Annotated in this window: 15 protein-coding genes; 4 read left to right on the top strand and 11 right to left on the bottom strand. The window is 50.9% G+C overall.

Features of this window, described 5'->3' with window-relative positions; all coding sequences use genetic code 11:
• Positions 1-8: 8 nt before the first annotated feature.
• From IY568_RS15870 to IY568_RS15890, 5 genes are all read right to left on the bottom strand, one after another.
• The gene (locus tag IY568_RS15870; RefSeq protein WP_125560991.1) at positions 9-1175 is read right to left on the bottom strand and encodes an efflux RND transporter periplasmic adaptor subunit; all 1167 of its coding nucleotides are present in this window, start codon (positions 1173-1175) and stop codon (positions 9-11) included.
• A gap of 88 nt (positions 1176-1263) precedes the next feature.
• Positions 1264-3657, bottom strand: a complete 2394-nt coding sequence (locus IY568_RS15875; protein ID WP_194868060.1) for an ABC transporter permease — start codon at positions 3655-3657, stop codon at positions 1264-1266.
• 14 nt (positions 3658-3671) lie between these two features.
• Positions 3672-4388, bottom strand: coding sequence for an ABC transporter ATP-binding protein (locus IY568_RS15880; RefSeq protein ID WP_228553383.1), 717 nt, complete (start codon positions 4386-4388; stop codon positions 3672-3674).
• A 55-nt stretch (positions 4389-4443) separates the two neighbouring features.
• Complete coding sequence (locus tag IY568_RS15885) at positions 4444-5688, bottom strand: efflux RND transporter periplasmic adaptor subunit (RefSeq protein ID WP_194868062.1); 1245 nt, start codon at positions 5686-5688, stop codon at positions 4444-4446.
• Positions 5689-5988: 300 nt separating this feature from the next.
• Positions 5989-8118, bottom strand: coding sequence for a calcium-binding protein (locus tag IY568_RS15890; protein ID WP_194868063.1), 2130 nt, complete (start codon positions 8116-8118; stop codon positions 5989-5991).
• 582 nt (positions 8119-8700) lie between these two features.
• Between IY568_RS15890 and IY568_RS15895 the strand changes: the two genes are divergently transcribed.
• The 4 genes from IY568_RS15895 to IY568_RS15910 all read left to right on the top strand — a co-directional run bounded on the left by IY568_RS15895 (position 8701) and on the right by IY568_RS15910 (position 13595).
• On the top strand, positions 8701-9033 hold the full coding sequence (locus IY568_RS15895; protein WP_228553384.1) for a helix-turn-helix transcriptional regulator: 333 nt from the start codon (positions 8701-8703) through the stop codon (positions 9031-9033).
• Positions 9034-9540: 507 nt separating this feature from the next.
• Positions 9541-9681 carry a hypothetical protein gene (locus tag IY568_RS15900; protein WP_194868064.1) on the top strand — a complete coding sequence of 47 codons (141 nt, stop codon included), beginning with the start codon at positions 9541-9543 and terminating at the stop codon, positions 9679-9681.
• Between the two features lie 423 nt (positions 9682-10104).
• Positions 10105-11268: a tetratricopeptide repeat protein gene (locus IY568_RS15905; protein ID WP_194868065.1), complete on the top strand. Its 1164-nt coding sequence runs from the start codon at positions 10105-10107 to the stop codon at positions 11266-11268.
• A gap of 494 nt (positions 11269-11762) precedes the next feature.
• Positions 11763-13595: a PKD domain-containing protein gene (locus IY568_RS15910; RefSeq protein ID WP_125561003.1), complete on the top strand. Its 1833-nt coding sequence runs from the start codon at positions 11763-11765 to the stop codon at positions 13593-13595.
• A 62-nt stretch (positions 13596-13657) separates the two neighbouring features.
• Here the strand turns inward: IY568_RS15910 and IY568_RS15915 are convergent, their stop codons facing one another.
• The 6 genes from IY568_RS15915 to IY568_RS15940 all read right to left on the bottom strand — a co-directional run bounded on the left by IY568_RS15915 (position 13658) and on the right by IY568_RS15940 (position 23057).
• On the bottom strand, positions 13658-16501 hold the full coding sequence (locus tag IY568_RS15915) for a TolB family protein (protein ID WP_194868098.1): 2844 nt from the start codon (positions 16499-16501) through the stop codon (positions 13658-13660).
• Positions 16502-16620: 119 nt separating this feature from the next.
• Positions 16621-16860 carry a hypothetical protein gene (locus IY568_RS15920; RefSeq protein WP_125561007.1) on the bottom strand — a complete coding sequence of 80 codons (240 nt, stop codon included), beginning with the start codon at positions 16858-16860 and terminating at the stop codon, positions 16621-16623.
• Between the two features lie 97 nt (positions 16861-16957).
• Positions 16958-18253 (bottom strand): sensor histidine kinase, encoded by a 1296-nt coding sequence (locus IY568_RS15925; protein ID WP_194868066.1) that lies wholly within the window; start codon positions 18251-18253, stop codon positions 16958-16960.
• Entirely contained in the window at positions 18243-19607 is a 1365-nt protein-coding gene (locus tag IY568_RS15930) for a sigma-54-dependent transcriptional regulator (RefSeq protein ID WP_194868067.1), read from the bottom strand. Before IY568_RS15930 ends, IY568_RS15925 begins: the two co-directional genes overlap by 11 nt.
• Positions 19608-20137: 530 nt before the next feature.
• Positions 20138-20992, bottom strand: a complete 855-nt coding sequence (locus IY568_RS15935) for a D-hexose-6-phosphate mutarotase (protein WP_194868068.1) — start codon at positions 20990-20992, stop codon at positions 20138-20140.
• Positions 20993-21098: 106 nt separating this feature from the next.
• Complete coding sequence (locus IY568_RS15940; protein WP_194868069.1) at positions 21099-23057, bottom strand: methyl-accepting chemotaxis protein; 1959 nt, start codon at positions 23055-23057, stop codon at positions 21099-21101.
• Between the last annotated feature and the right edge of the window lie 26 nt (positions 23058-23083).

Here is a 23083-nt window from a genome sequence, read left to right on the forward strand (position 1 = left end):
CCCTGCCGTTATAGCTTTTCCAGGCCAGAGCCCTGTGCATTGGATTCGTCTGCACCCGCAACTTTCACCGCCATACCACGTTGTGGATACTCAGGTAAGGTGACAACCACCTTGTCGCTGTTGTTCAGTCCGGCACCCACCAGGAAGTATTCACCTTCCTCTCGGACCACCTGCACCTCACGAGGCTCAAGTTCCGCATTGTCATTAAGCAACCAGACCGTCTGATTATTGACCAGCTCTTGCGGCAAACGATAAATTTGTTTGAGCGTTTTACCTAAAAAGCTCACCTGCACATAAGTACCAAACTTCACTTTCGGCTTGTCACTGTTCAGGCCATATGGATCTTCGATACGCACGACCAGATTGCTCATGCGTGTTTGCGTATCAACCGTGCCCAGGTCACGATGGATCTGTGCTTCGCGGGTAAAGCTATTCACGCCTTTGTTAAACACCGTCGCTTTGGTACCACCCACGGTTTCAGGCAAAAACACGGAATCGAACCCAGCGATGGGGATCACCACTTCAGCCTGCTCAATGTTATTAAGCTGGGCAACGACACTGCCCGTTGACACAAACTGACCCAGGCCCACGTCACGAGACACAATCAAACCGTTGAATGGCGCAACCACATCACAATTATCCAGATCACGCTGAGCACGCATTAATGCGGCCTTAGCGGATTTAACCGCAGCCTTGGCACTCATCACCTGAGGTTTACGCAAAAACAGGTCGGTGTGTTTTTTGTTTGGAAAACGTTTGGCTTCATCTGCTGCCACGTCTGCTTGTGCCTGCTCTTCAATCAAGGCTGCTTCAGCACTGGCCAGCTGGGCTTCGGCCTGTAAAACCGCCGCTTCGTAATTGTCTTTTTCTATGCTGAGCAAAATATCGCCCTTCGCAACCACGCCGCCGGCCAAAAAGCTGGGATGCCAGTAAACGACTTCGCCAGCTACCTGAACAGACAACTGAGTTGTTTCAAGCGGTGTGACTTCACCATAGCTCTGAATAAGAACCTGATGATCCTGTGCCTGAACGGATTCGACCTGTACCACAGGGCGTGTATCCACGACCTGTTTATCTTCCTCACCCTTTGCGACCGCGTTGATGGCTGAAAAGCCTGCCACCCCAAGGCCCAACGCCACAACGGGAAAGATCCATTTTAGTGCTTGTGCTTTCATGACTTTACCTATTGATATTTTCCTACCGCCTATCTTACCAATATAGAGACGTTCAATAACGTGACATTTGTAAGAATCTGTTACTGATTTAGCAAAAATCTTTCAGCCGGCTTTTAGTATGGTAATAGTCCAGCAATAAAACCATTAAAAACATAAAGGTAACAGCCATTAAAAAGCTGGTTACCAGGCCCAGCAACGCCGTTTTAAACACCCAGCACAGCACAGTAAGTAACAACAATGCCACAAAAGCAACTGGTAAGACCTGACAAAACCGCCTGATCAATTGCTCTTTTAGCAACGTGCCCGCCTTGGCACCCACCTGCCACTTGATGTGCCACACAGGTGCTGATAACAGCGCCAGGTAGCCCAACACCCCATATAAGCCAGCACCGACCAGCAGCAACATCAACAGACTCAGGGTGATACCCGTATAGGCACTGAGCCGGGCCGATTTACTCAACGCAGCAGCACGCGCCGTCATACTGGTTAACTGAAATACACTTTGCGTAGTATCTTGTACGCGCAGCAGGGCATTCAGATCAGATTTTGCGAGCGACTGCCCCGGCTGCAGCCGGATAATCAGATTACTGACAAAAAAGTTGTGTGGCAGATACACTATGTCCGGCGTCCCCAGTGTCGGTGAATAGATATCTTCGACAATGGCTTGTAATCTGACCGGACGCTGATTACGAGAATACAAAGTGGTGCCGACATCTTGCAGCGTCAAACCTAGCTTACCTGCCAGACTTTGGTTAATAATCACCACCTCAGCTGGAGCATCCAGCGTCAGTTGTTCCGCACTGAACGCCTGACCTGCCAGCACACGTTGGCCAACGGTGGCAAAGTAACCCACGCCACTCCATTGCCCAAAAGCGGTCAGTTGCCGGGCACTGTCTGGCACTGTGCTGATAGGCTCGACCCACGACATTTCCAGAGGATCATTGGCAGCCAGACTGGCCGCGGCTATCTGGGGCTGAGCCAGCAAGGTTGCAATATTGGCTTCACTGAGCTGACGTCGTGCCCGGGCTTTTTGTTCACCGCGCTCAAAGTCCAGTTGCTGCATCTGCACGTGAATTAAGCCCTTGTCATCAAACCCCTGTGCGTTACCTAATTGTGCGCCGTAATGACTTAACAGCCAGATGCTAAAACACAGCACCACGATGCCTATCGTCAATTGTGCATTGATCAGTAATTGACTGAGCCAGCCCGGTAATTGCTTTACCTGACCTTTACCTGAGCCACTGAGTTGTTGCCTGAGCCCACGTAAGTCAACAAAGGTAAAGACACTGCGAGCAAACCCCCAGGCCAGTAATAACGCCACAAACCACATCCCCAGGTAAGCAGGCCAGGACAATTGCAGCCAGGTAATGCTGCCCAGAATATCCTCCCCCCAATATTGCACCAGCGCCATCAAGCCCGGTGCCAGCCCCGTTGCTACCAGAGCCGCCAGTGCAAACAGCGCAACTGCATGACACAACACCTGACGAAACAACCGGGACTGACGCGCCCCCAGTGCCAGATGTAACGCCAGCTGAGACTGGCGGCTTTTAAAATCCAATAAATAAAGTGCAAACAAATTGCACAGGGTCACCACGATTACGCCCAATGCAGCGCCAACCAGCCATTGCCCCATATCCTGTAGCGCCCCTTTGAGTTTAGTGTCGAGCGGGCGCAGTGTCAGATGGAGGGTTGTTTCACCAAATCCATATTGCTGTGTCAATGCATTGATGCGGGCACCCAGCTGCATGGCTTCTGAATGTAATACCCTGGAGGCCTGAGGTAAGGTCCTGCCGACCAGCAGTACATTATTACGGATCGCCATATCGGCAAACGGGGTCATGTCGGTCGCGGTGTGACTAAAAAAGGGTAAAAAGACATCACTATACTGTGCAGCCCGAAACAGCTCCGGCTCCCGGCTGTCCTCGGCCAGAATGCCCACCACCTGAAAACGCCGATCATCGAGCTGGATCACCTGCCCGCTGGCCTCCTGGCCCGGCAAATAACGGTGGGCAAAACGCGCACTGACAACGGCCTGAGCAGCACTTTGCGCTTGCTGCCCTTGTAAAGACGACACAGCAAAATAATCGCCACTTTGCAGTGACATATTAAACAAGGAAAAATAACCGGGCTCGACCAGTGCCGTCGCAATTTTAGGCTGTTCGGGATGATCCACATACAACATATCCGTGTAATAAAGTGGCGTGGCCAGCTCGAATAACCCGGGCGTTTGATGCAAATGCCAGGCAGCGGGAACAGACAGCGATTCGCTGAGGGTCACCTCACCCTGCTCATTGCGCAACTCACCATCTACCCAGGCAAGCTGCTCTGGTGCGTCATAAGGCAATGGACCATGTGCCTGCCAGGCAATCACGCCGGCGACCAACAAGGCCGCCATGGCGCTGGACAACAACACAATAAAAAACACCGTCATACGCCAACGGGTATGCAACGCCTTCAGCGCGTCCTGAATATCTAACCACATTTTATAGCATTCCTTCAGGCAATCGCACTGCGTGCAGTGCGATGAGTGTGACTGCCGCCGACGATTTCACCATCGAGAAGACGGATCTGCCTCGCTGCCATATCGGCATACCTGGGATCATGCGTCACCATACAAATGGTCGTCCCTTGCTGATGCAGCTGCGCGATCAGTTGCATCACCGCGTCACCACTTGTGGAGTCGAGGTTACCTGTGGGTTCATCCACCAGTAAAATGCTGGGGTGTGCAACCAAGGCCCGGGCAATGGCAACCCTTTGCTGTTGTCCACCAGAGAGCTGATCTGGCTTGTGCCCGGCACGATGCGACAACCCTACCTTGTCGAGACAGCTGTGTACGCGACTGTGCACCTCTGCACGTGATAATCGGGTCTCGCTATAACGCAGCGGCAATGCCACATTATTAAATACCGACAACTCATCAATCAGATTAAAAGACTGGAAAATAAACCCGATGTGGCGGTTTCTTAATTCTGCTCGCTGATCGGCGGTCAGGCTGCCAACTTCAATCCCCTGAATAAGGTATTGCCCACTGCTGGCTTCATCCAGCAAGCCCATAATAGACAACAAAGTGGATTTACCACATCCGGACGGGCCAGAGATGGAAACAAACTCGCCTTGCTCTATGGTCAGGCTCACCTGACGCAAAGCATGTGTTTGCAGTGCTTCGGTTTCGAATACCTTGCTGATGTGCTGCATTGTTATTATCTGTGTCATACTATCCCCGCTGACAAACCGACACCCCATTGTGCCATAGTTGTCCTTTAAACCTTTAATTCAGTGCAACCTGCACGCCCTGTTGTGCCAGGTTACTCAAATCAGAAATAATCCAGCGTTGGTTTTTTTCGGCGCCCTGCTCTATCACCACATAGCGACCAGCCAGCGCGCCAAATTGCACCGTCTTCAACTCAGTGGTGCCGTCTTCACGCAGACGATACAGCTGCACTGTCTGCTGTTCACGCACATTGGCCGGACGACGAATATATAAAGCCTGATCCAGCTCAGCCACGGTGATACTGGCGTCAATACTGAGCATAGGTCGGGCCGCTTTGGGAAGCGTCTGAGGGAGCGCAACTTCCACTTTCACGCTGTTTTCTGCCACCACAGGATCAATCCGCCCCACGGTGCCTGTGACCTGTTGCTCACGGATCCGCACGCTCACCGTCTGCCCCGGCAGCACTTTTTGCACCTGCGACTGCGGCACGCGCAGCTCAGCCAACAGCTGCGTCTGGCTGCCGATCAATGCAGTTTCGTCGCCCACTGTCAGGCGTTGACCCACCGCCAGTGGCATACGCTCCAAAATACCCGCAACGGGTGCCGTGATAGTCAATGCAGCTAACCTAGCACGGCTGCGCGCCAGCTCCTGGCGCCGGATAACAATGCGCTGCGATGCCAGCTGCTGCGCACTGGCATGGAGCTTTTTTAGCTGTTCCAGACGCTGTCGTGCGCTCTGCATTTGACGGACCAGATTAGCAACACGGGACTGAGTCTGAGCAAATGCCAGGTGTGAAATGATCCCTTTTTCAGCCAGCCCCTGCTCAGCCTGCTGCCGTAATTGGGCAGTTGCCAGATCTCCGGTTAATTTATCCAGTGCCGTTTGCTCACTTAGAAACTCCCGCTGCTGATTCAGTGTGAGCTGTTGCAGTGCCATCTCACTGCTTTGCAAAGCCTGTTGTGCCTGCGCAACCGCCAGTGACAGGTCCGGATTATCGAGCGTCGCAATGACCTCTCCGACGGATACAGACGCGCCTGCTTTAAGGTGGATCTGTTTCACCACCGCATCACTGTCGGCAGTGATCAAGTGTTGCTCCGCACTGCGCAGCACGCCAAAGCTGTCCACGCCAATCAATAGAGGCCCATTTTCGACAGTTGCAATCAGCACTTCATGCCGTCCCAGTCGGGTGATCTGATCGCTGGGGCCAGCCAGCCAGACACTCACACCAAAAGCACAGGCGACCAGCCCCCACATCCAGCGACGCCAGCGCTTGGTGGGTTCAGGCGGTTTAATTACATCCATTCTCAGCTCCGTAAACATTATCTCTGTCACCCTTGGAGCCAGTTTCGTGCCAAATTTTTATAACTTAAAAATCATTCAGTTAAATAAATCACACTGCCAATTTCGGCGAAAGCGGACGCGTTGTCCGGAATTGGAACGGGGGCAAAGAGGGTCATGACAGATGGCAAAAGCGGTTGCTTCATTTCGCTGTCACAGTCGGGCAAGAAAAAGGGGGAAGTCGCAGACTTCCCCCTTACTCGGGACGGATCCTATTATGGACCACAAGTAATTAATATGTGCTTTGTAAAAGCACTGTCAGTGTTATTGCAAGTCGTACACGCTCTTACTGCGGTTGTTCAGCCAGGCTTCAAAGGTGTCTTCGTCAACCAGATCAGCAATACGACCTTTAAACTCACTGTAGCCTTTCTCATTGTAGAACTGCTTCAGCCTCAGTACTTCTTCGTGACGTGATGACATGCCACTGCCCGCTTTACGGACTGCGCGATCAAAGTAGCCTGATCTATGCTTGGCACTGCTCACGTAGCCACTGATATCACGGTCATTCCACTCGTTATAGATTAAGTCGTTACCACTGCCACCGGTACCTGACGGGATCTCATCACCGCGTACGAAGAGAATATCGCCGCCACCGCCGCCATACAGACCAATATCTGAGTGAGTCGAAATTGCCGCTAAGAAGTCTTTGCTGCCGCCGCCGCTGAGTTCACAATGGCCGCGTTCACAGACCAGAATGTCCTGACCACTACCACCCCAGGATTTGGCACGATTGCCCCATGAGCCGCCACCGGAATCGACAATAATATCAGCGCCTGAGTTGCCAGACAGGCGGTCTCTGTTACCATCATTACCAAAGATGATGTCTTCCCCATCACCACCAGAGATGTTGTCGCCATCCCGGTTGCCGAACAGCACATCGTTACCGTTCTCGCCTTTGATGTCGTCTGCGCCGTCATTGTTGTAGCCACTGATGCGCACGCGATGTACCACACCGTCGTGATCAGTCTCTATCTCAGAGCCACCGGCGACCCAGTCGTTACCATCACCTGCACGGATCTTGTCTTTACCGTCACCGCCAAAGATCAGGTCATTACCCCGACCCGTCTGGATGGTGTCATTACCATTGAGGCCATACACTGTCATATCACGACCCACACCGGTAGCTGACAGGACATCGTTGCCATTTGATAACTGCACTTCAACTTCTTCTACAGCGTTGCTGAAGGCACAGTGCTGATAGCCCGCTGAGTAAGCAAACACATACTCATCGTGCTCTTCAACAAACAAGGTCAGATTGTTGTCCAGTGCACGCAGTTTCCACACCCCATTGTTCAGTTCGCTATCGAAGCTACCAGTCTGAATATGACAACGCTCGTATGCGGTCGTCAGGCTGGCCGGTACATCGCCCACTGGTGTACAGGAGTATTGCTCAATACCACTGATATTGCTCTGGATACTGCCGCTTGACCCTTCGGTCAGACAGTCCATGCCCGTGCCACCCTCTACTTTCTCATAATCGCCATAAGTGTAAATGATGTCGTCGCCTTTACCGGCATACACGTAATCCACTTTATTACCGGTTAGGATGGTGTCATTACCATCACCGCCGTACACCAGTTGGTGCCAGTTCAGTGCCGTACCGTCATATTCTTCACCGCTATCGGCCAGGTTTACCTGGAAGCCGTTGTGGTTGCTCACATCAAAGGTTTCACAGCTGCCAGCGTAGTACACAGTGACCAGCGCATCGTCCCCTTCAGCCGTCAGCTTTTCACCGCTCACATTCGGTGACACCGACAGGTAGTTCATGTACGGGTTTAAAGAGTTATCATCGGCAACGGCAATCTTTGTACGGTCCAGGCCTTCACAACTGGCCGGTGCATAGTTAGCACAACTGGTTGATTCCACGTTTTCGAATCGGCTCTGGATCGTGCCTTCATCCCCTTCTTCAACACAGTCCGCACCGGCACCACCGTCGACGCGTTCATAGTCATCAAACGAGAAAATTTGGTCATTGCCGCCATTGCCGTAAATATAGTCCACTTTATTACCGGTACGGATCACATCATTCCCTTCGCCACCAAATACCTGCTGATGGAAGTCCAGGTTCGTACCATTGTAGTATTCACCACTGTCCGGCAGGTTCACGTGCAGCCCGTTATAGCTACTGCCGTTAAGCACCTCACAGCGGCCACCGTAAGAAACCACAATAGAATTCTGACTTCCCGATACGGTCAGCGCGGTGTCAGCCAATTTGGGGCTCAATGCCAGATAAATCATATATTGATTTTCAACATGCTCACCGATGTCTATCTGAGTTCGATCCAGGCCGTTACAGTAAGTGCCTGGCGCAGCCAGCCGCAACGCCTGAGCATTGTTGGGCAACAAAGTCAGCGAAAGTGCCGCTGCCAGGAGTGCCTTTTGATAAACCACCATGTTAGTCTCCATGAGTTAAGTAAAGATTTGCGCAAAGAAATCTTGATCATGGAATTTATAAGCCACAATTGTGCAATTACTATGGACTCAGACTGGGTAAAAAGGATGAGTTTCTCGAACCACAAAACTGGTCAGAGCACTGAAACAGATGACTTTTTTATCTCAACCAGGCTGTACTGCTCTTCTCCGAGTTGAATATAGCGCTGGCCCGCATGCAAAAAATGCGTCATTTACTCCCCATTTTATCCGCAAAATACGCTGTTGAAAAAACGTCATAAAGTAAATCATAACGTCATGGGTAACACCCGTTTACATATTCACGGTTACTCGCCATGAATCCATTCATAAAGTGCATCAGACAAAGAACATACCAACTTCAATTAGAAACCCCTTATAACTCATGATTTTTACCTAAATCAATGTAACTAAAACAAACTTTTAGAGCGGAACCTAATTAGTAATCAGGTACAAAGCAGCACATTGATACTTTACATTTTTTAAACAGCTGTTAAATTACCCCCCGTATAATAATAAGAAACAAAATGTAACTTCACTGTTTTAATATTCATATACGGATGTACAATGAATTCACGTCAACGATTGAACTGGCTAAACAGCGCCCGAAGGGACATTCAGGCGTCACTGCGTAGTTTGCGAATACAACAAAAAATGTCGCAAGCCGAGCTGGCCAAGAAAATGTCCGTCCCGGTTGATCAGTCCACCATCTCCAATTGGGAAAGTGGTAAAACCATCATGGATCTGGAGCAATTGCTTGATATCCTGATGATCTTCGGTAAAGACTGGAAAAGCTTTTTTGGCTTTTTGGCCGATAACGCAGAAAAAAGAACAATTAAAAAGCCCCAACAGAAAGAACCACCTATGGAACCGAAAACAGATGACAAGGGAGAAGACTGATGCATGTTGTTGAATACCCAGTCGTTATAGCTATTGTAGTGGGGCTAGTTCTTACTTGGAAACTTCACAACGCTAGATGGTTTTTCATCCTGCTCGGAATACTAACAACAGTTGATATAGTTTCAGATCCAATAGTCAAGCAATGGACTCGACACTACTATTTGTGGTGTATATTTCTAAACTTTTTTTATCTAATGGCCATACTGTCGAGGGGTGTAATTGCCGAGAAGCTACACCGTGCGACAAAGCTTAGATTTTTTGAATTGGCTAGAGAAAAGTATAACTTAACAATCCCAGAATGTGTTCTTTGTGTGCTTTCATTTGTTTCAATCCTATTAAATGTCTCAATTTGGATAGAAATCCAGCTTTATTACTATGATATTTTAAGCTATCCGTTCATATATTATCATTTGTGGACACCAGTACAGTACACCTTACATACTCTGGCTGTCTTGGCTCTAATCTCATACATTGTAAGTGTAAAAAAATCATACGGAGTACCTGTAAATGAAGAAAGTAGAACATAACTTGTTAAATAAAATAATGGGGGGTGCTGTCGTCGGCGGGGGAAGTACACCGAACTTGCCAAAAAGTGCTCCAATAGACCCTGTAAAGGTTAAAAACAAAACAACAACGAGCGATGGTTAGATTAGTGGCAGATTTGTTGATTACTGTAACAACATCAACTCAGGCGTTAAAATAAGCCTGTGCGCTTTTTGCTGCCCTGAATTATGAATTGATTCATAACAGGGGAATGCATCTAAGACAGCCCGGCGTGGCTCTTAAGTCACGCCAGTATCAGCGCTCTGTAGCAATTGCAGAATAGCATTTTAAGACTTGTCATCACGCCGCCCTCATATTCATTACGGGCGACCATTTACGGTGCCCAAAGAGCTGCAACCTTTTCAAATACGGGATAGCGGCTTAAACGCTTGCATGCGTATATTATCCAGCCACCCAAACCACAAACCCGTTGGCAGATCATTAGGATAGGTGTAGAGTCAAAGCACAATAATTACAAAAACCGCGACCAAGCGGATACGCACAATGCATGTCTTAAGGAGTATGACTATGCCTGCTCGCCTGTGGCTATTAAGCCTGTTCACTGTGCTGCTGAGCGCCTGTGCCAGCCCACAACCCCCCCTCGCAACACCGCCACCACGTCCGGACATGCCATTTAACCATGCCCTGTTTAACCCGGTGGCGGTACTCGATGAGCAATCAATTTTTACCCTGCCGGAACAAGAGCAACAAGCCTTTCTGAGCTACTATCAAAAACATATTTTAGCGGGCATGCGCGGCGACCGGATCATTTTTGAATACCTGCACGATCAGCTGGACGAGTTCCACTATCGGGGCGAAACCTATAGCGCCACAGAATCGTTACAATACGGTGGTGGCAACTGTATTTCACTCGCCGTACTGACTCAGGCCTATGCCTTTGTGGCAGGTATAGACACCCGATATCACAAAGTGGCCTCGGCCCCGGTATATCAGCAAGTCGCCGATACCATACTGATCTCGTCACACTTTAAAACCAAGTTGCTGGCACCTGAGCAGCAGGAACAAGAAGACTGGATCACACTGATACGCCCAGGCACCATCATTGACTACTTCCCGGCGCAGGATGCCATATTTGTGGCGTCAGCCCAGTACAAAGATCTGGTCGCCAAGTTTTACGCTAACCTGGCCGTGAAAGCCATGCTGGCAGATGAGTTTGACCTCAGTGCCGCCCGAATTCTGCGCGCCCGCAGTTATGCCCCTGACGACCCGGAGCTAATCAATATCGCTGCCGTACTGCACCGTCGGGCCGGCGATCTGAAAGGCGCTGAAACCATTTATCAATATGCCGACCAACATCGTCTGATCAGCCATAATCTGCTGTCAAATTACCTGGTCTTAGCGAAAGAGCAACAGGCAACAGCGCTGGCTGCACGCCTTGAGCAACAGCTCGAAGATGATGCCAAAACCCCGTTCGACTTTTTGATGAATGCGCGCAGTGCCATTGCCAAAGACCAGCTGAAAAAAGCCTCCCGCCTGCTGGTTAACGTGGTAAAAGAAACCCCTTACCTGCCTGAACCGTATTTTGAGCTGGCCAAGATCAGTTACCTGCAGGGCGACCATGATACAGCCCGTCAGCTGCTTGAGCAAGCAATAGAGAAAACCTCAGATCCAGAAAAAAGCCGGGTGTTCACCGCCAAACACAGCATGTTGCAGTCACTCACAGAGCAATGACAGTGCCGATGAGCTGGCTGCGTACGCAGCCAGTGCGACTCCTCAACGCACAACGTCATGCCCAACCCTGAGTAAGGGTTTGCCCGCGATCAATTATTACCTCACCATTACAGCTGCTTGGCCCTGCATTAACGAACATGTAAAGTCTCCGTTAACAGTAATATCAGGCGTTCTGATCCCCAAGACGATTTGACGTAATTGCTTCTAAAACAAAGAAAGATCTTTGATATTTGCTGATTTTCTCTGAAAAACACACCTTTAGCCCGCAAAGCAGGAATAAAATACAGAGAAAAAGCTGTAAAAATAAAAATTTTTTACCCAAAACACGCATGAATACAGTACTTAAATGAGGAGTGATGATTTACTTTATTAATTTTTTGTTATCACTTTCTTTACAACAACTGATTTTGTGATTACCTTTGTACCTGTGCGAAATTTATTCAATAACTTTTTATTCTAAAAAATCATTCAACAACAAGTGAAAAGGAACAGCAATGAAACTAACCTATCTTGTCTCTGCGCTCGGCTTACTCTCAACCGCAGCACTGGCTCAAAACACTGCGCCACTGACAGAAGCACAAATGATGCAATACACCAGTAAGGCCAGCAAAGCCATCATTGGTGCCCGTGCCGATGCCAACATTTCGCTCGGTCAGGAGTTTGCGACACTCAGCAGCACAGGCAGCACAGTGATCACACGCACCATCACCCACCCTGATGCCAGCTACATCAAACTACACTTTAAAAATGTGAACCTGGCCAATGGCGGCAAACTGGTTGTGCGCTCAGCAGATGGCAGCGAACGCTACGAGTACACTGAAGCGAATATGCATGCAGCAACCGTGAACAGCAAACTGGGAGACGACGGCGTAACGAGCTTCTCAGCCATGTCTATCTCTGCTGAAACGGCAATCGTTGAATATACACCGGGTAGCGCGTCTGATTCGGGACAAATTTCAACTCAGGCAATCACGCCAGCAGTGATTGATTTCTACGACCATGGCACAGAAAACACGCCGATGATGGAAGCCATGAACGCGTCAACCGACGTGGGCATTGAGTCAACGTGTGGTGTTAATGAGCGTCGTGACGTACAGTGCTGGGCAGGTTCAAACCCCACTGAATTTGAACGTTCACGTCCGGTTGCTCGCCTGCTGATGAACGGTAGCGGCCTGTGTACTGGCTGGCGTGTTGGCCCGGACAACCGCATGTTCACCAACGAGCACTGTGTGGGTTCTGCGTCTGAGCTGGCCAACACGGAAGTATGGTTCAACTACCAGCACACCAGCTGTAATGGTTCAAACCTGGAAACTGTGGTGAAAGTCACAGGTAAAGACTTCCTGTCTTCAGACTACACACTGGACTACACCCTGTTCACCATCAACGAGTTCAACAAAGCGGCACCATTTGGCTACTTTGGTCTGGATGTTCGCGATGCGACACAAGGCGAGCGCATCTATATTCCACAGCACGGTTCAGGTAACCCGAAAGAGCTGGCCATTGAGTCAGATCAGAACAGCAGCGGCAACTGTGAAGCTGACGTCGTAACAGCCAATGGCCGCGGCACAGGCACAGACATGGGCTACTACTGTGACACCATTGGTGGTTCTTCTGGCTCACCGGTTCTGGCTGCATCAAGCAACAAGGTTATTGCACTGCACCACTTCGGTGGCTGTACTAACCAGGGTGTTAAAATCAGCAAAATCTGGCCTGAAGTATCGAGCCACTTCAATGGTATTCCGGATGGCGACAACAACAGCGATCCAATGCCAGTAGCCGACTTTACAGCCAACTGTACAGAACTGGCATGTAGCTTTGACGGCAGCGCGTCTAGCTCACCGAATGGCGCTATCTCTCAGTACGAGTGGAACTATGGTGACAACGCAACAGGCTTTGGCGCTTCTGTAAGCCACACTTATGCCGCTGGCGGTAACTACACAGTGTCACTAACTGTAACAGACAGCACAGGTGCAACTGCGACAACCTCGAAGCAAGTGCCTGTCTATGGCCCAGGTGGTGAAGATCAGCTGCAAAAAGGCGTAGCAAGAACTGGCCTGTCAGCTGCACGTGGCGAGATGACTTACTTCTACTTCGACGTGCCAGCGGGCGCTACAAACATCACCTTTGATATCTCAGGTGGCAGCGGTGATGCTGACTTGTACGTACGTAAAGATGCACAACCCACTACCAGCACTTATGATTGTCGTCCGTACCGTTGGGGTAACACCGAAAACTGTACACGCAACGATGGTGCAGGTCGTTACTGGGTCGGTATTCGTGCCTACAACGCTTACTCAGGTCTGAGCCTGGTTGCGGATTACCAGTAATACTGAATTAAACTTTTCTCCCTAAAAAGGCAGCACAGGCTGCCTTTTTATTTATCTGACCCTCACAACGCGTACCACAGCCCTAACCAGGCACGCAGTGAGTCCTCTGCCAGATCGCTTTCCACCCGGGCAACACCTAAATCAAAATGCAGATCGGTCATCCCGGCAGGCGCAAACCAGTTTGCCCATCCGAGCACTTGCTGACTCAGGTCAACTTGCCACTTCACCCCATAGCTTTTCGCAATCCGCTGGCCATCAAGGCGGTGATGTTTTATAAAGAGCCTGGGCTGACCCAGTGACCAGCTGGATGCCAGTTCATAGCCGTAATAATGCCGGCCGGTAGCAAACTGAAAAGGCAGCTCGGGGCTGAGCACCAGATCGCTGCGGGTGCGGCCACTGAGGATATTGTTATCAAACCCGCCCAGACGCAGCAATTGAGCGTCGCGATACTGAGACTGCACACCCGCAAACCAGGGCCAGTCCCACACCTTGCCATACCCTTGCCAGTCATAACCGTGTCCCTGGCTGTCACCACTCAAGATGGCTGCTTTAAGACGATAGCCCAGGGCAGAATCCTGTTGATAGTATTGCCAGCCATGTTCCAGCCCGGTCCACTGCGTGGTCATGGCCTCATCGCCTTCATCATCATAGTGAGTAACCGCAGCAAAAGGCGCAACAGACAAGGTATCAAAGCGCCACTCATAACTCATACTGGTGCTCAGTCCTGTGCCATACAACCTGACCGGCTGTGCCTCACCATGCTGGTGACGGCTGTCTAAGCGGTAGTTGCTCAGGTGGGCATCAAAACGCCAGTCTCCCCAGCGGTAGCGCAGCGCGGCAAAACTGCCATCCAGTACATTGTCGCTGCTCTGTGTCAGTCCCAGTTGCCAAGATAATTGCTGTAGCAGATCGCTGCCTTTGACGCCCACGCTCAGCAATTCACTGGCAGCAGTGCTGGCCTGCGCCGATAATGCCACGGACGCATTTTGCTTCAGCCACTGGTAATCACTGTGGGTAATAGCGTGCTCCTCAGCGTCATAAATCTGAGCTTCAGGCAATACTACGGTATCGGTTTTACCCAGTGGTACCGCGAAATCCTCACTGAGGGCAGTGACCGGCTGTTCCGTGATCTGACTATCCAGCGCATGCAATCGCGTGCCCTGTGGCGTAGATTGAGTATATAACAGCGGCTGATCCGCCCGGGGCACCAGTTGTTCAAAAACCGCTTGTCCGGCGGTGATCAGATACAGGCTGTTTTGCTTTATATCGTAACGATACACACCTAGCTGGCCATTCAGGCCCGCAATAAAGTAAAGCCCTTTTCCGTCTGCTTGCCATCTGGGTGCAGTCAGGTACTGATACCCCTGAGGCATAGGCACACCGTGCACTGTGCCGGATTGCAAGTCTTGTATATACAATTGCCAGTTGCCGTTCAGCGCGGTTTTCAGGTAGGCCAGCTGACGTTTGTCAGGGGCAAGCTGCGGATAATCGTACACAGTGCCGAGGTTGCGCGCCGACAGTGGTGTGACGGTGTTGCTGCTGATCTCGACCCGCACCAATTCAGAAAATCCACTACGTACCTGCTCAGCAAACAGCGTATCTGCGTCCAGCAAAGTAAAACGGCGGATCCCCAGCGACTTCGTTAGTCGCGTCACCTCACCGCTGGGAATATGCCAGCGATACAAATCGTTGACCCGGTTACCCCGCGCCTCATCAACGCGCGCACGGGCAACAAAGTAAAGCGTTTCCTGGTTCAGCCACTGCGGATACTGGATACCTGCAAAATCACTCGCCGCCAGCTCAGCCACTTGTTCACGCTTAAATACGGCCGGGGGCTTATCCGCAATGTCTGTGGGGTCCGCAGCCAAAATGGCCTGTTGTGCTTTGTCGAAGGCTTGTTTGGCTTCAATATTGTCTTCGGTTTTATACACCCGGAGCCAGCGCTCTCCATCTCGGCTGCGCTCTGTCAACGCAATTTGCGAGCCATCCGGGAACAACACGGGATCGCTCGCCGCATAGTCAAACTCTTGCCATAATGGGCTGTTCAGCGTATCCAGGTCGCGCTCTTGAGTCATAGCAAGGTAGGTGTATTCCGCGATAAAGCGACGATACAGCTGTGGCGCACTTTGTCCGAATGCCCCTTCAAAGGCGCTGGCAAAGCTGCGCTTGTGTACGCCATGAACGCGCGTCCAGACAGCATCCAGCGTCTCTTTGCCATACTTGTCCTCGAGCCAGGCCAAAAACCTCACTCCCAGCAAATAAGCCATCGCACTGGAGCGGTAACTGCCATCCCCATTGCTCAGCGCCCCGTAAGACAACAAGGCCCCCTGACGGGCAAACGCACGCAGCAAGGCCTCGCTGTAATTATCATAAAGGCGGCCACGACCCGTCAACCGAGATTCCAACAAGGTGGCATACCCTTCTGCAACCCAGCGGGGTAATACCGCACTGGAAAGATCATAAATATCAAACCAGTCGCGCAGGTGCTGACGCCACACACTGCGGCTGGGTTGAGATAAATGGACCAGGTGGATGTATTCATGCAGGATCAATAGTTGCTGCCAGCCCGGGCTATTGGCAATCACAGAGTCTGACTGTGGCGGCGTGGTAAACAACGCCATCAGCGGGGTGCCAGTACTGGGTAATGCAAAGCCATTTGCCCCATTGATGGGATCAAACACCACCACATCGGCAATACTATCCAGGGCCCGACCCTGTTGCTGTAACACCAAATCTCTGACCAACTCCAGCTCAACGGCTGCGGATCGCGCCCATGCCTGCTGGGTCGGTGTATAGTGTACTCTGAAGTGCTCGGTATGAAGGGTTTGCCAGTCATTGGCGCGAGCCTGAGTGCTCACAACAAGCAGCAAATATGCAGCGCACAACGCAGCAAAAGAAGTTCTCATCAATTGCACAACCATGCTCATCCTCGATGAAGTGATCCAAAGTTGCGCTTAGTATGGCAAAAAATGTGCTTAAGAATCAGTAGGTATTTATCTTTTGAAACACTTTAACCCAATGCAGCTCAGGCATCGCTGTGCTGATCAAGCGAACTAACCATATGTAAAATGCCACCGGCGACGATAAATACCGCAAAAGCTGCAGACAAGCTCAACCCGGCGTACACTTTTGCCAGTGCCAGAATGCCCGCACTACTCCAGGCAAGCAACCCTCTGAGCCTGGCCGTCATCAAACGCGCTAGCCTCAGTTGGCTGACGCACGCAGCCGCGACAATAAATACGATTAAAGGGATTAAAACCAACATAGACCACTCCCGGATCAGGGTTTGCTGGCATGATAATACGACGGCAGCATAGGTTAAGATCAGTATGAGGGTCATTATACGCAAATGATAATTATTATCAACTAGGGAGTGTCATCTTAATAACCGCACCCGCTCGCTCACCTCGCTGTTCGTTGCCAACATCAAACTGGCCCTCATGACATTCAATCACATGCTGGCTGAAGGTCAGCCCAATGCCCTGTCCCTCGGTTTTGGTGGAATAAAACGGCGTCAGCACATTGTCGAGATTGGCAAATCCGCCCCCTTCATCCGCCACCTCTATCACCACCGCCGGGCTGAGGTAATAGCTACGTATCAGCACCTGGTGGCCAGCTGGTGTGGCAGTCTGATTGGCTTCGATGGCATTTTTAACCAGGTTGATCAGGACCTGCTCAAGCAACTGCGGATCGCAATGACACTGCTGCGCCTGGCAATCCAGTGCTACACACTGTGCCGGGTGCTGTGATGCAAATAAATCCTGCACTGACGTAAACAACGGGTGGAGCTGCACCTGCTGAACCTGAGGCTCAATGGCTTTACTTATCTCGCCATAACGGGCAACAAAGTGCTGCAAATGCTGACAACGCTGCTCAATGACCCCCAGTGCTTGTCGCTCTCTGGCTGAGTTTGCACGCTCCGCCAGGCTTTGCGCCAATGAACTCACCGGGGTCAGCGAGTTACGTATTTCATGACTGATCACCCGGATCAGTTGCTGCCAGGCTGCCAGCTCTTTTTGCCTCAGCGCTTTGGTAATATCCAGCGCGACCAGTAAACTGTGGCGCTTGCCTTGCTCATAAAAATAGCTGCTGTGCAGCTGCCAGCGAGCTCCCTGTGTGTGACTGACAAACTGCCACCCCTGCTGCGTTTCTTCCAGCCCCAGAGACAGGGCTGTTGCCCCTTTATAATGCTGCCAGGGTTGTCTATACAAGGATTCAAAAGCTTGATTTGCATAACTTAATCGTGATTCTTCGGTAAAAACCAGGATCGGGGTATTGAGCTTGTCGATCAGCTGATAAATAACAAAGATCTGTGAATTATAACGCGACTTTTGATGATGTAACTGCTCGCCCAGCGCTATCAACTGCTGTTCAAATGCCGCCACCTGCCCGGAACGAAAATGGGGCCGGATCTGTTGGCTGAAATCCGCCTGTTGCATGGCCTCAAGCTGCCAGTGTGCGCGCGAAAAAATGCTCTCCAACTTTGCCAGACGCTGTATTTGCAGACGCCACAATAGTCCGCTGACGCCTCCCGCTATGAGCGTACTCTGCCACCATGGCATCGCCTGCTGCCACAATAAATATGACAACAGGGCCACGACGACTAAGCCCAGCAAAGCAAGATGCACATGTAGCCCGCGCTCAAAGTTAGCTTTCATTACGCAGCCCGTATTTGTCCAGTCGGCGATATAAAGAGGACTTAGTCAGCCCAAGTGCCCGGGCTGCTTCACTAACTTGGCCCTGATGCAGTGCCAGGGTCTGCTCTATCAGGGTTTTCTCGACCTCCGCCAGCGTCCGGCCCGACGGTTGAGCCCCCTCATTATACGACAGCTCGGGTTCAGGGCTGGACAGACGCAGCTGACAGTCCACAACACCGATCTGTGCCCCTTCACTGAGCAATAAAGCTCGCTCCATCACATGACTAAGTTCACGAATGTTACCGGGCCAGCGGTAGGCCAGCAATGCAGCCTGTGCCTCACTATCCAGTACCTTAGTGTCGAGATTGTAACGTGCCGCGTGGCGCGCAAGCAGATAATTGGCCAGTGGCACTATGTCATCCAACCGTGCGCGCAATGGCGGAAGCTCAAAGGTAAAGGTATTGATGCGATACAACAGATCGCTGCGAAACTGCCCTGCGGCCACCGCTTTTTCCAGATCACTATTGGTGGCGCAGATCAGACGAATGTCGGCACGCTCTGTGCGACTGCTACCGACCCGCTCATATTCACCACTTTCCAGCACCCGAAGTAACTTGGCTTGTTGCGTCAGCGGAATGGTCGCGACCTCATCAAGGAACAAAGTCCCGCCATCAGCCAGTTCAAAACGCCCGCTGCGCTGCGATTTAGCATCAGTGAACGCCCCTTTGGTGTGCCCGAACATTTCACTCTCAAACAAACTCTCAGGAATGGCGCCCATATTCACACTGATCAAAGGGCCATCTCGGCGTGCCGACTGACTGTGTAGCGCATCAACGAGGTAACTTTTGCCACATCCACTTTCACCACACAGTAAAACGCTGGCGTTAGTGACTGCGATCCGCTCCAGCTTCCTGAATAAGGTTTTCATGGCCTCTGAGCGCCACGTATAAGCCGGTAACGTAACCTCAGTATCTGCCACCACACTTTCTTGTGTTTGTAGCGCGCTGAGCTTACTTTGCTTTCGGATCGCATCCAGCAATTGCAGGTTTTGCCAGGGTTTTTCGATAAAGTCTGCGGCGCCCAGGCGCATCGCCTCCACGGCCAGTGTCACACTCCCCCAGCCGGTCAAACAGATCACCGCCGGTGCACCATCTAACGACTTCAACCAGCTCAAAAATGCCAGTCCCTCATTGCCGGATGTGGTGTCGCGGGTAAAATTCATATCGAGCAGGATCAGCTCTATTTGCTTACAACTCAAAAACTGCTTAGCCACGTCTGGATGCTCTGCTTCAAACACCTCAAAACCATGATCTTCAAGCAAAAATGCCGCGCTTAAGCGCACCTCCGGATTGTCATCCACAATGAGTACTGCCATCGTATTCCCTGTCCGATTATTACTGCGTTCAGAATACGGGAAATTGACCAAGACGAAAAGCGTCCGACAGACGCTTGTGTCCATGCCGCAGGCACAACGCTATGAGAAGTGACCTACTCACTGGCTAAGTAGCTTAGTAGTGCCCGTGTCGAGCACGGGATGACGAGGTGTAAAACAGTGAACAGTGCAGCGCGCTAAAGTGGTACCCAGGCAAACATGGCTTGGAGTAAAGCTACGAGTGGGCACACTTCCATATGGAAAGCACCCAGTTACCAAAGTGAACAGTGCCTGGATCTTTAAAACGGCCACTTCGCCTTGCGCAAAGGCCGCGCTAAAGCACGACTTTGCACGATAGCTGCGAAGCGTTGCTTCGGTCTATATTGAGGTACGAGTGGGCACACTTCCATGTGGAGGGCATCAGGTTACCAAAGTGAACAGTGCCAGGATCCTTAAAACGGCTCACTTCACCTTGCGCAAAGGCCGCGCTAAAGCACGACTTTGCACGATAGCTGCGAAGCCTTGCTTCGGTCTTACTGAATCCAACTGATTTTGGTGGTTAGGGTGTGGGATTCACCCGGGGCCAGTGTCACTGCATCATCCATCACATTGGCCGCTTCCAGACACAGCATAGTGTGGTATTCATCGTCGCGGAAGTTGCTCAGACGTTTGGACTTTTCTATCCAGGGGTTCCATAACACACAAGAACTTGAGTGTTCGCGGCCTACTTCAATTTTGCCATCTGGCGTTTCAATGATTTGTACTTCGGATGCCTGGGTGTAAACCATGTCGGTTTCGCGGCCAAAGGTGACCACTTCGTTCTGAACAAATGGGCCTTCACCAAACTCAATATAGTTTGCCCCTTGCAACCCATCCACACGGGTTTGGGTTATTGCTGGCGTTGGAAAATAGGTGTGCAGCGCCTGTGTCAGGGTAAACGTTTCACTGCCAGTATTGGTGTTGCAGAGTTTAACTTCGAGCTGCTCACTAAGTACAAACTCGACAGTCAAACTGGACTCATAAGGCCAGAAAGTACGGTCAATAGAGGCCATAGGCAAAGACAACACAATGCGAATTGCAGCATCGTCTTCTTCAACACGCTCTGCACGCCAAACCTGCTTACGCGCAAACCCATGCGCAGGCCAGTCTGGATTAGCATGCACCCCAAACCAAGGCCAACAAATGGGAATGCCACCACGAATAGATTGGCCCTCCAGGTAGGTTTCATCCTGGGATACCCATAACAGGTTTTTCTGACCTGTTGGAATGAACTCGGTGATCTGTGCACCTTGAAGATAAATTTTAGCCTGACACTGAGGTCCGTTAACGTCAAAATACTCCAGGCCGGACTCGGTACGTGCCAATTTTACTGAGGCAGAAAGTTCCATATAACACCTATTTTTAAACTAAACTGGCACTACCTTACCTAAATTGCCCGGGCGGTGTAAGAGGTACCCATCGAATATGAGTGATCTTCATCACATCCCTCGCTTATTACACCTTAAACTGGCCCACCAGGCGGGTCAGTTGTTCAGATAATCGCTGCATTTTATCGCCATTTTCGCTGGTGTTATTGGCCACATCGCTGACACTGTCGGCCGCATTTTTTATTTCAATCACATTACGGTTAATGTCTTCTGCAACGTGCTGCTGCTCCTCAGCTGCGGTGGCGATTTGTGTATTTAGATCACTGATGGTTTGAATCGACTGGGTGATTTCGCTGAACTGGCTTTGCGCAGAGTCGGTCAGCTCTACCGTTTTATCTGTGCGGGTCAAACTGCTGCGCATATCCAGCGACACCCCTTCTGTCATTTTTCTCAACTTGTCGAGCTGTGAGGCGATTTCTTCGGTTGATTCTGAGGTGCGTTGAGACAAAGCCCGGACTTCGTCGGCAACCACCGCAAACCCCCGACCATGCTCACCAGCCCGGGCAGCCTCAATGGCTGCATTCAATGCCAGTAGGTTAGTTTGTTCAGCAATCCCACGGATCACACTGAGAATTGACATGATATTTTCACTTTCACTATCCAGCTGATTAATGTCTGACGTTGCCCGCTTAATCACATCTGACAGCGCAACCACACTGTCTACTGCCTCCGACATCACCGACTGACCCAGCTCTGAAGCCTGCTGAGTTTGGGTGGCCAGCTCTGCGGCATTCGCACAACTGGATGCCACTTCGTTGGCCGTTGCCGCCATCTGATTAATGGCCGTTGCAGCCATTTCAAGGGCTTGTTGTTGCTGCGCAGTTGAACTGGTTAGTTCCTCCGACTCTGAGGCCGTAGCGCCGGCCGTTTGATTGAGCTGCTGAGCGCACGTATTAATATCTGTCACCAGCTGGGCGATCAAATTAAGAAAGCTGTTGAAGCTATCCGCCAATTTGCCGGTTTCATCTTTGCTGTCGACCTCTAAACGTTGCGTCAGATCGCCGCCTCCCTGGGAGATGACGGTCAAGCCATCACTGACTTCCACAATCGGGCCAGATAAAACATTCGCGATATAGTTAGCCAGTACCACAAACAAAGCCACCAGCACCACACTCAGGATCACCAGAGTCCAGGTCATGGCATTGGCCGCTGCCATCACTTCACTTTGTTCCACAAATGCAATGAACTTCCAGCCCAGCTTCTTTGACGTGTAGATACTGGCGAAGTAATCAGTATCATCAATCTGAATTTCATACAGCCCGGACTGATTACTGGCAAGGGTTTTATACAGACCGTTTTCGACCTGTTTAACATCTTTGAATCGATAATCGCTATGTTTGGCATCGACCAGAATTTTACCCGTGTCTTCCACTAGCATCAGATAGCCCGTTTCACCGAGTTTGACCTCCCGAATGATCTTAGTCAGGCCCTGTAATGAGACATCCATGCCCGTGACACCAATCTCCCGACCATTGGATCTGACGGAGCGCACGGTTGAAACAATCGCCATATCATCCGGTGCCCAATAATAAGCATCGGTCATTGCAGTTTGGCCATTGGCCGCTTGCCCGCTGCGATACCAGGGCCTGGGACGAGGATCATAGTTTGCACTCACTTCACCCTGAGGCCATTGAATATAACCACCTTCAGTGTTACCAAAGTAGATATAAGCAATCCCCGGATGGGTATCTCCAAAGCGCTCAAACAAATCATAGACGGCCTGCTCTGTCTCGCTGCCAGCACGGGAGTTAAGCGCAGTCGCGGTACTATTACCGGTATAAACCTGTACGCCGCTTTGTGCCCGGGTGAGCTTGGGATTGGTCGCCAGGAACTCGACATTCTTCGCAATTTCATCGAAGAACATACCTATTCCATTGTCGACCTGAAGGGCTTCCCGACCACTCATCTCCACGAACTTATCGAGCGCCAGTTGCCGTGTCTGGGACACAATCAGCACAGCGATAATTAAAATAGGCGAGACGATGGCAACGATAAAAGCCAGTCTGAGCTTTTGCGAAATAGTCATAGAGTGGATTCCTCACGGGATGGGTT

It is taken from the genome of Pseudoalteromonas sp. PPB1, assembly GCF_015356275.1.
GTDB classification, from domain to species: Bacteria; Pseudomonadota; Gammaproteobacteria; order Enterobacterales; family Alteromonadaceae; genus Pseudoalteromonas; species Pseudoalteromonas rubra_D.

Bases quoted from the DNA above. Each gene is read 5' to 3' on its own strand.
- IY568_RS15870 (WP_125560991.1), bottom strand. From the start codon at position 1,175: ATGAAAGCACAAGCACTAAAATGGATCTTTCCCGTTGTGGCGTTGGGC.
- IY568_RS15875 (WP_194868060.1), bottom strand. From the start codon at position 3,657: ATGTGGTTAGATATTCAGGACGCGCTGAAGGCGTTGCATACCCGTTGG.
- IY568_RS15880 (WP_228553383.1), bottom strand. From the start codon at position 4,388: ATGACACAGATAATAACAATGCAGCACATCAGCAAGGTATTCGAAACC.
- IY568_RS15885 (WP_194868062.1), bottom strand. From the start codon at position 5,688: ATGGATGTAATTAAACCGCCTGAACCCACCAAGCGCTGGCGTCGCTGG.
- IY568_RS15890 (WP_194868063.1), bottom strand. From the start codon at position 8,118: ATGGTGGTTTATCAAAAGGCACTCCTGGCAGCGGCACTTTCGCTGACT.
- IY568_RS15895 (WP_228553384.1), top strand. From the start codon at position 8,701: ATGAATTCACGTCAACGATTGAACTGGCTAAACAGCGCCCGAAGGGAC.
- IY568_RS15900 (WP_194868064.1), top strand. From the start codon at position 9,541: ATGAAGAAAGTAGAACATAACTTGTTAAATAAAATAATGGGGGGTGCT.
- IY568_RS15905 (WP_194868065.1), top strand. From the start codon at position 10,105: ATGCCTGCTCGCCTGTGGCTATTAAGCCTGTTCACTGTGCTGCTGAGC.
- IY568_RS15910 (WP_125561003.1), top strand. From the start codon at position 11,763: ATGAAACTAACCTATCTTGTCTCTGCGCTCGGCTTACTCTCAACCGCA.
- IY568_RS15915 (WP_194868098.1), bottom strand. From the start codon at position 16,501: ATGAGAACTTCTTTTGCTGCGTTGTGCGCTGCATATTTGCTGCTTGTT.
- IY568_RS15920 (WP_125561007.1), bottom strand. From the start codon at position 16,860: ATGTTGGTTTTAATCCCTTTAATCGTATTTATTGTCGCGGCTGCGTGC.
- IY568_RS15925 (WP_194868066.1), bottom strand. From the start codon at position 18,253: ATGAAAGCTAACTTTGAGCGCGGGCTACATGTGCATCTTGCTTTGCTG.
- IY568_RS15930 (WP_194868067.1), bottom strand. From the start codon at position 19,607: ATGGCAGTACTCATTGTGGATGACAATCCGGAGGTGCGCTTAAGCGCG.
- IY568_RS15935 (WP_194868068.1), bottom strand. From the start codon at position 20,992: ATGGAACTTTCTGCCTCAGTAAAATTGGCACGTACCGAGTCCGGCCTG.
- IY568_RS15940 (WP_194868069.1), bottom strand. From the start codon at position 23,057: ATGACTATTTCGCAAAAGCTCAGACTGGCTTTTATCGTTGCCATCGTC.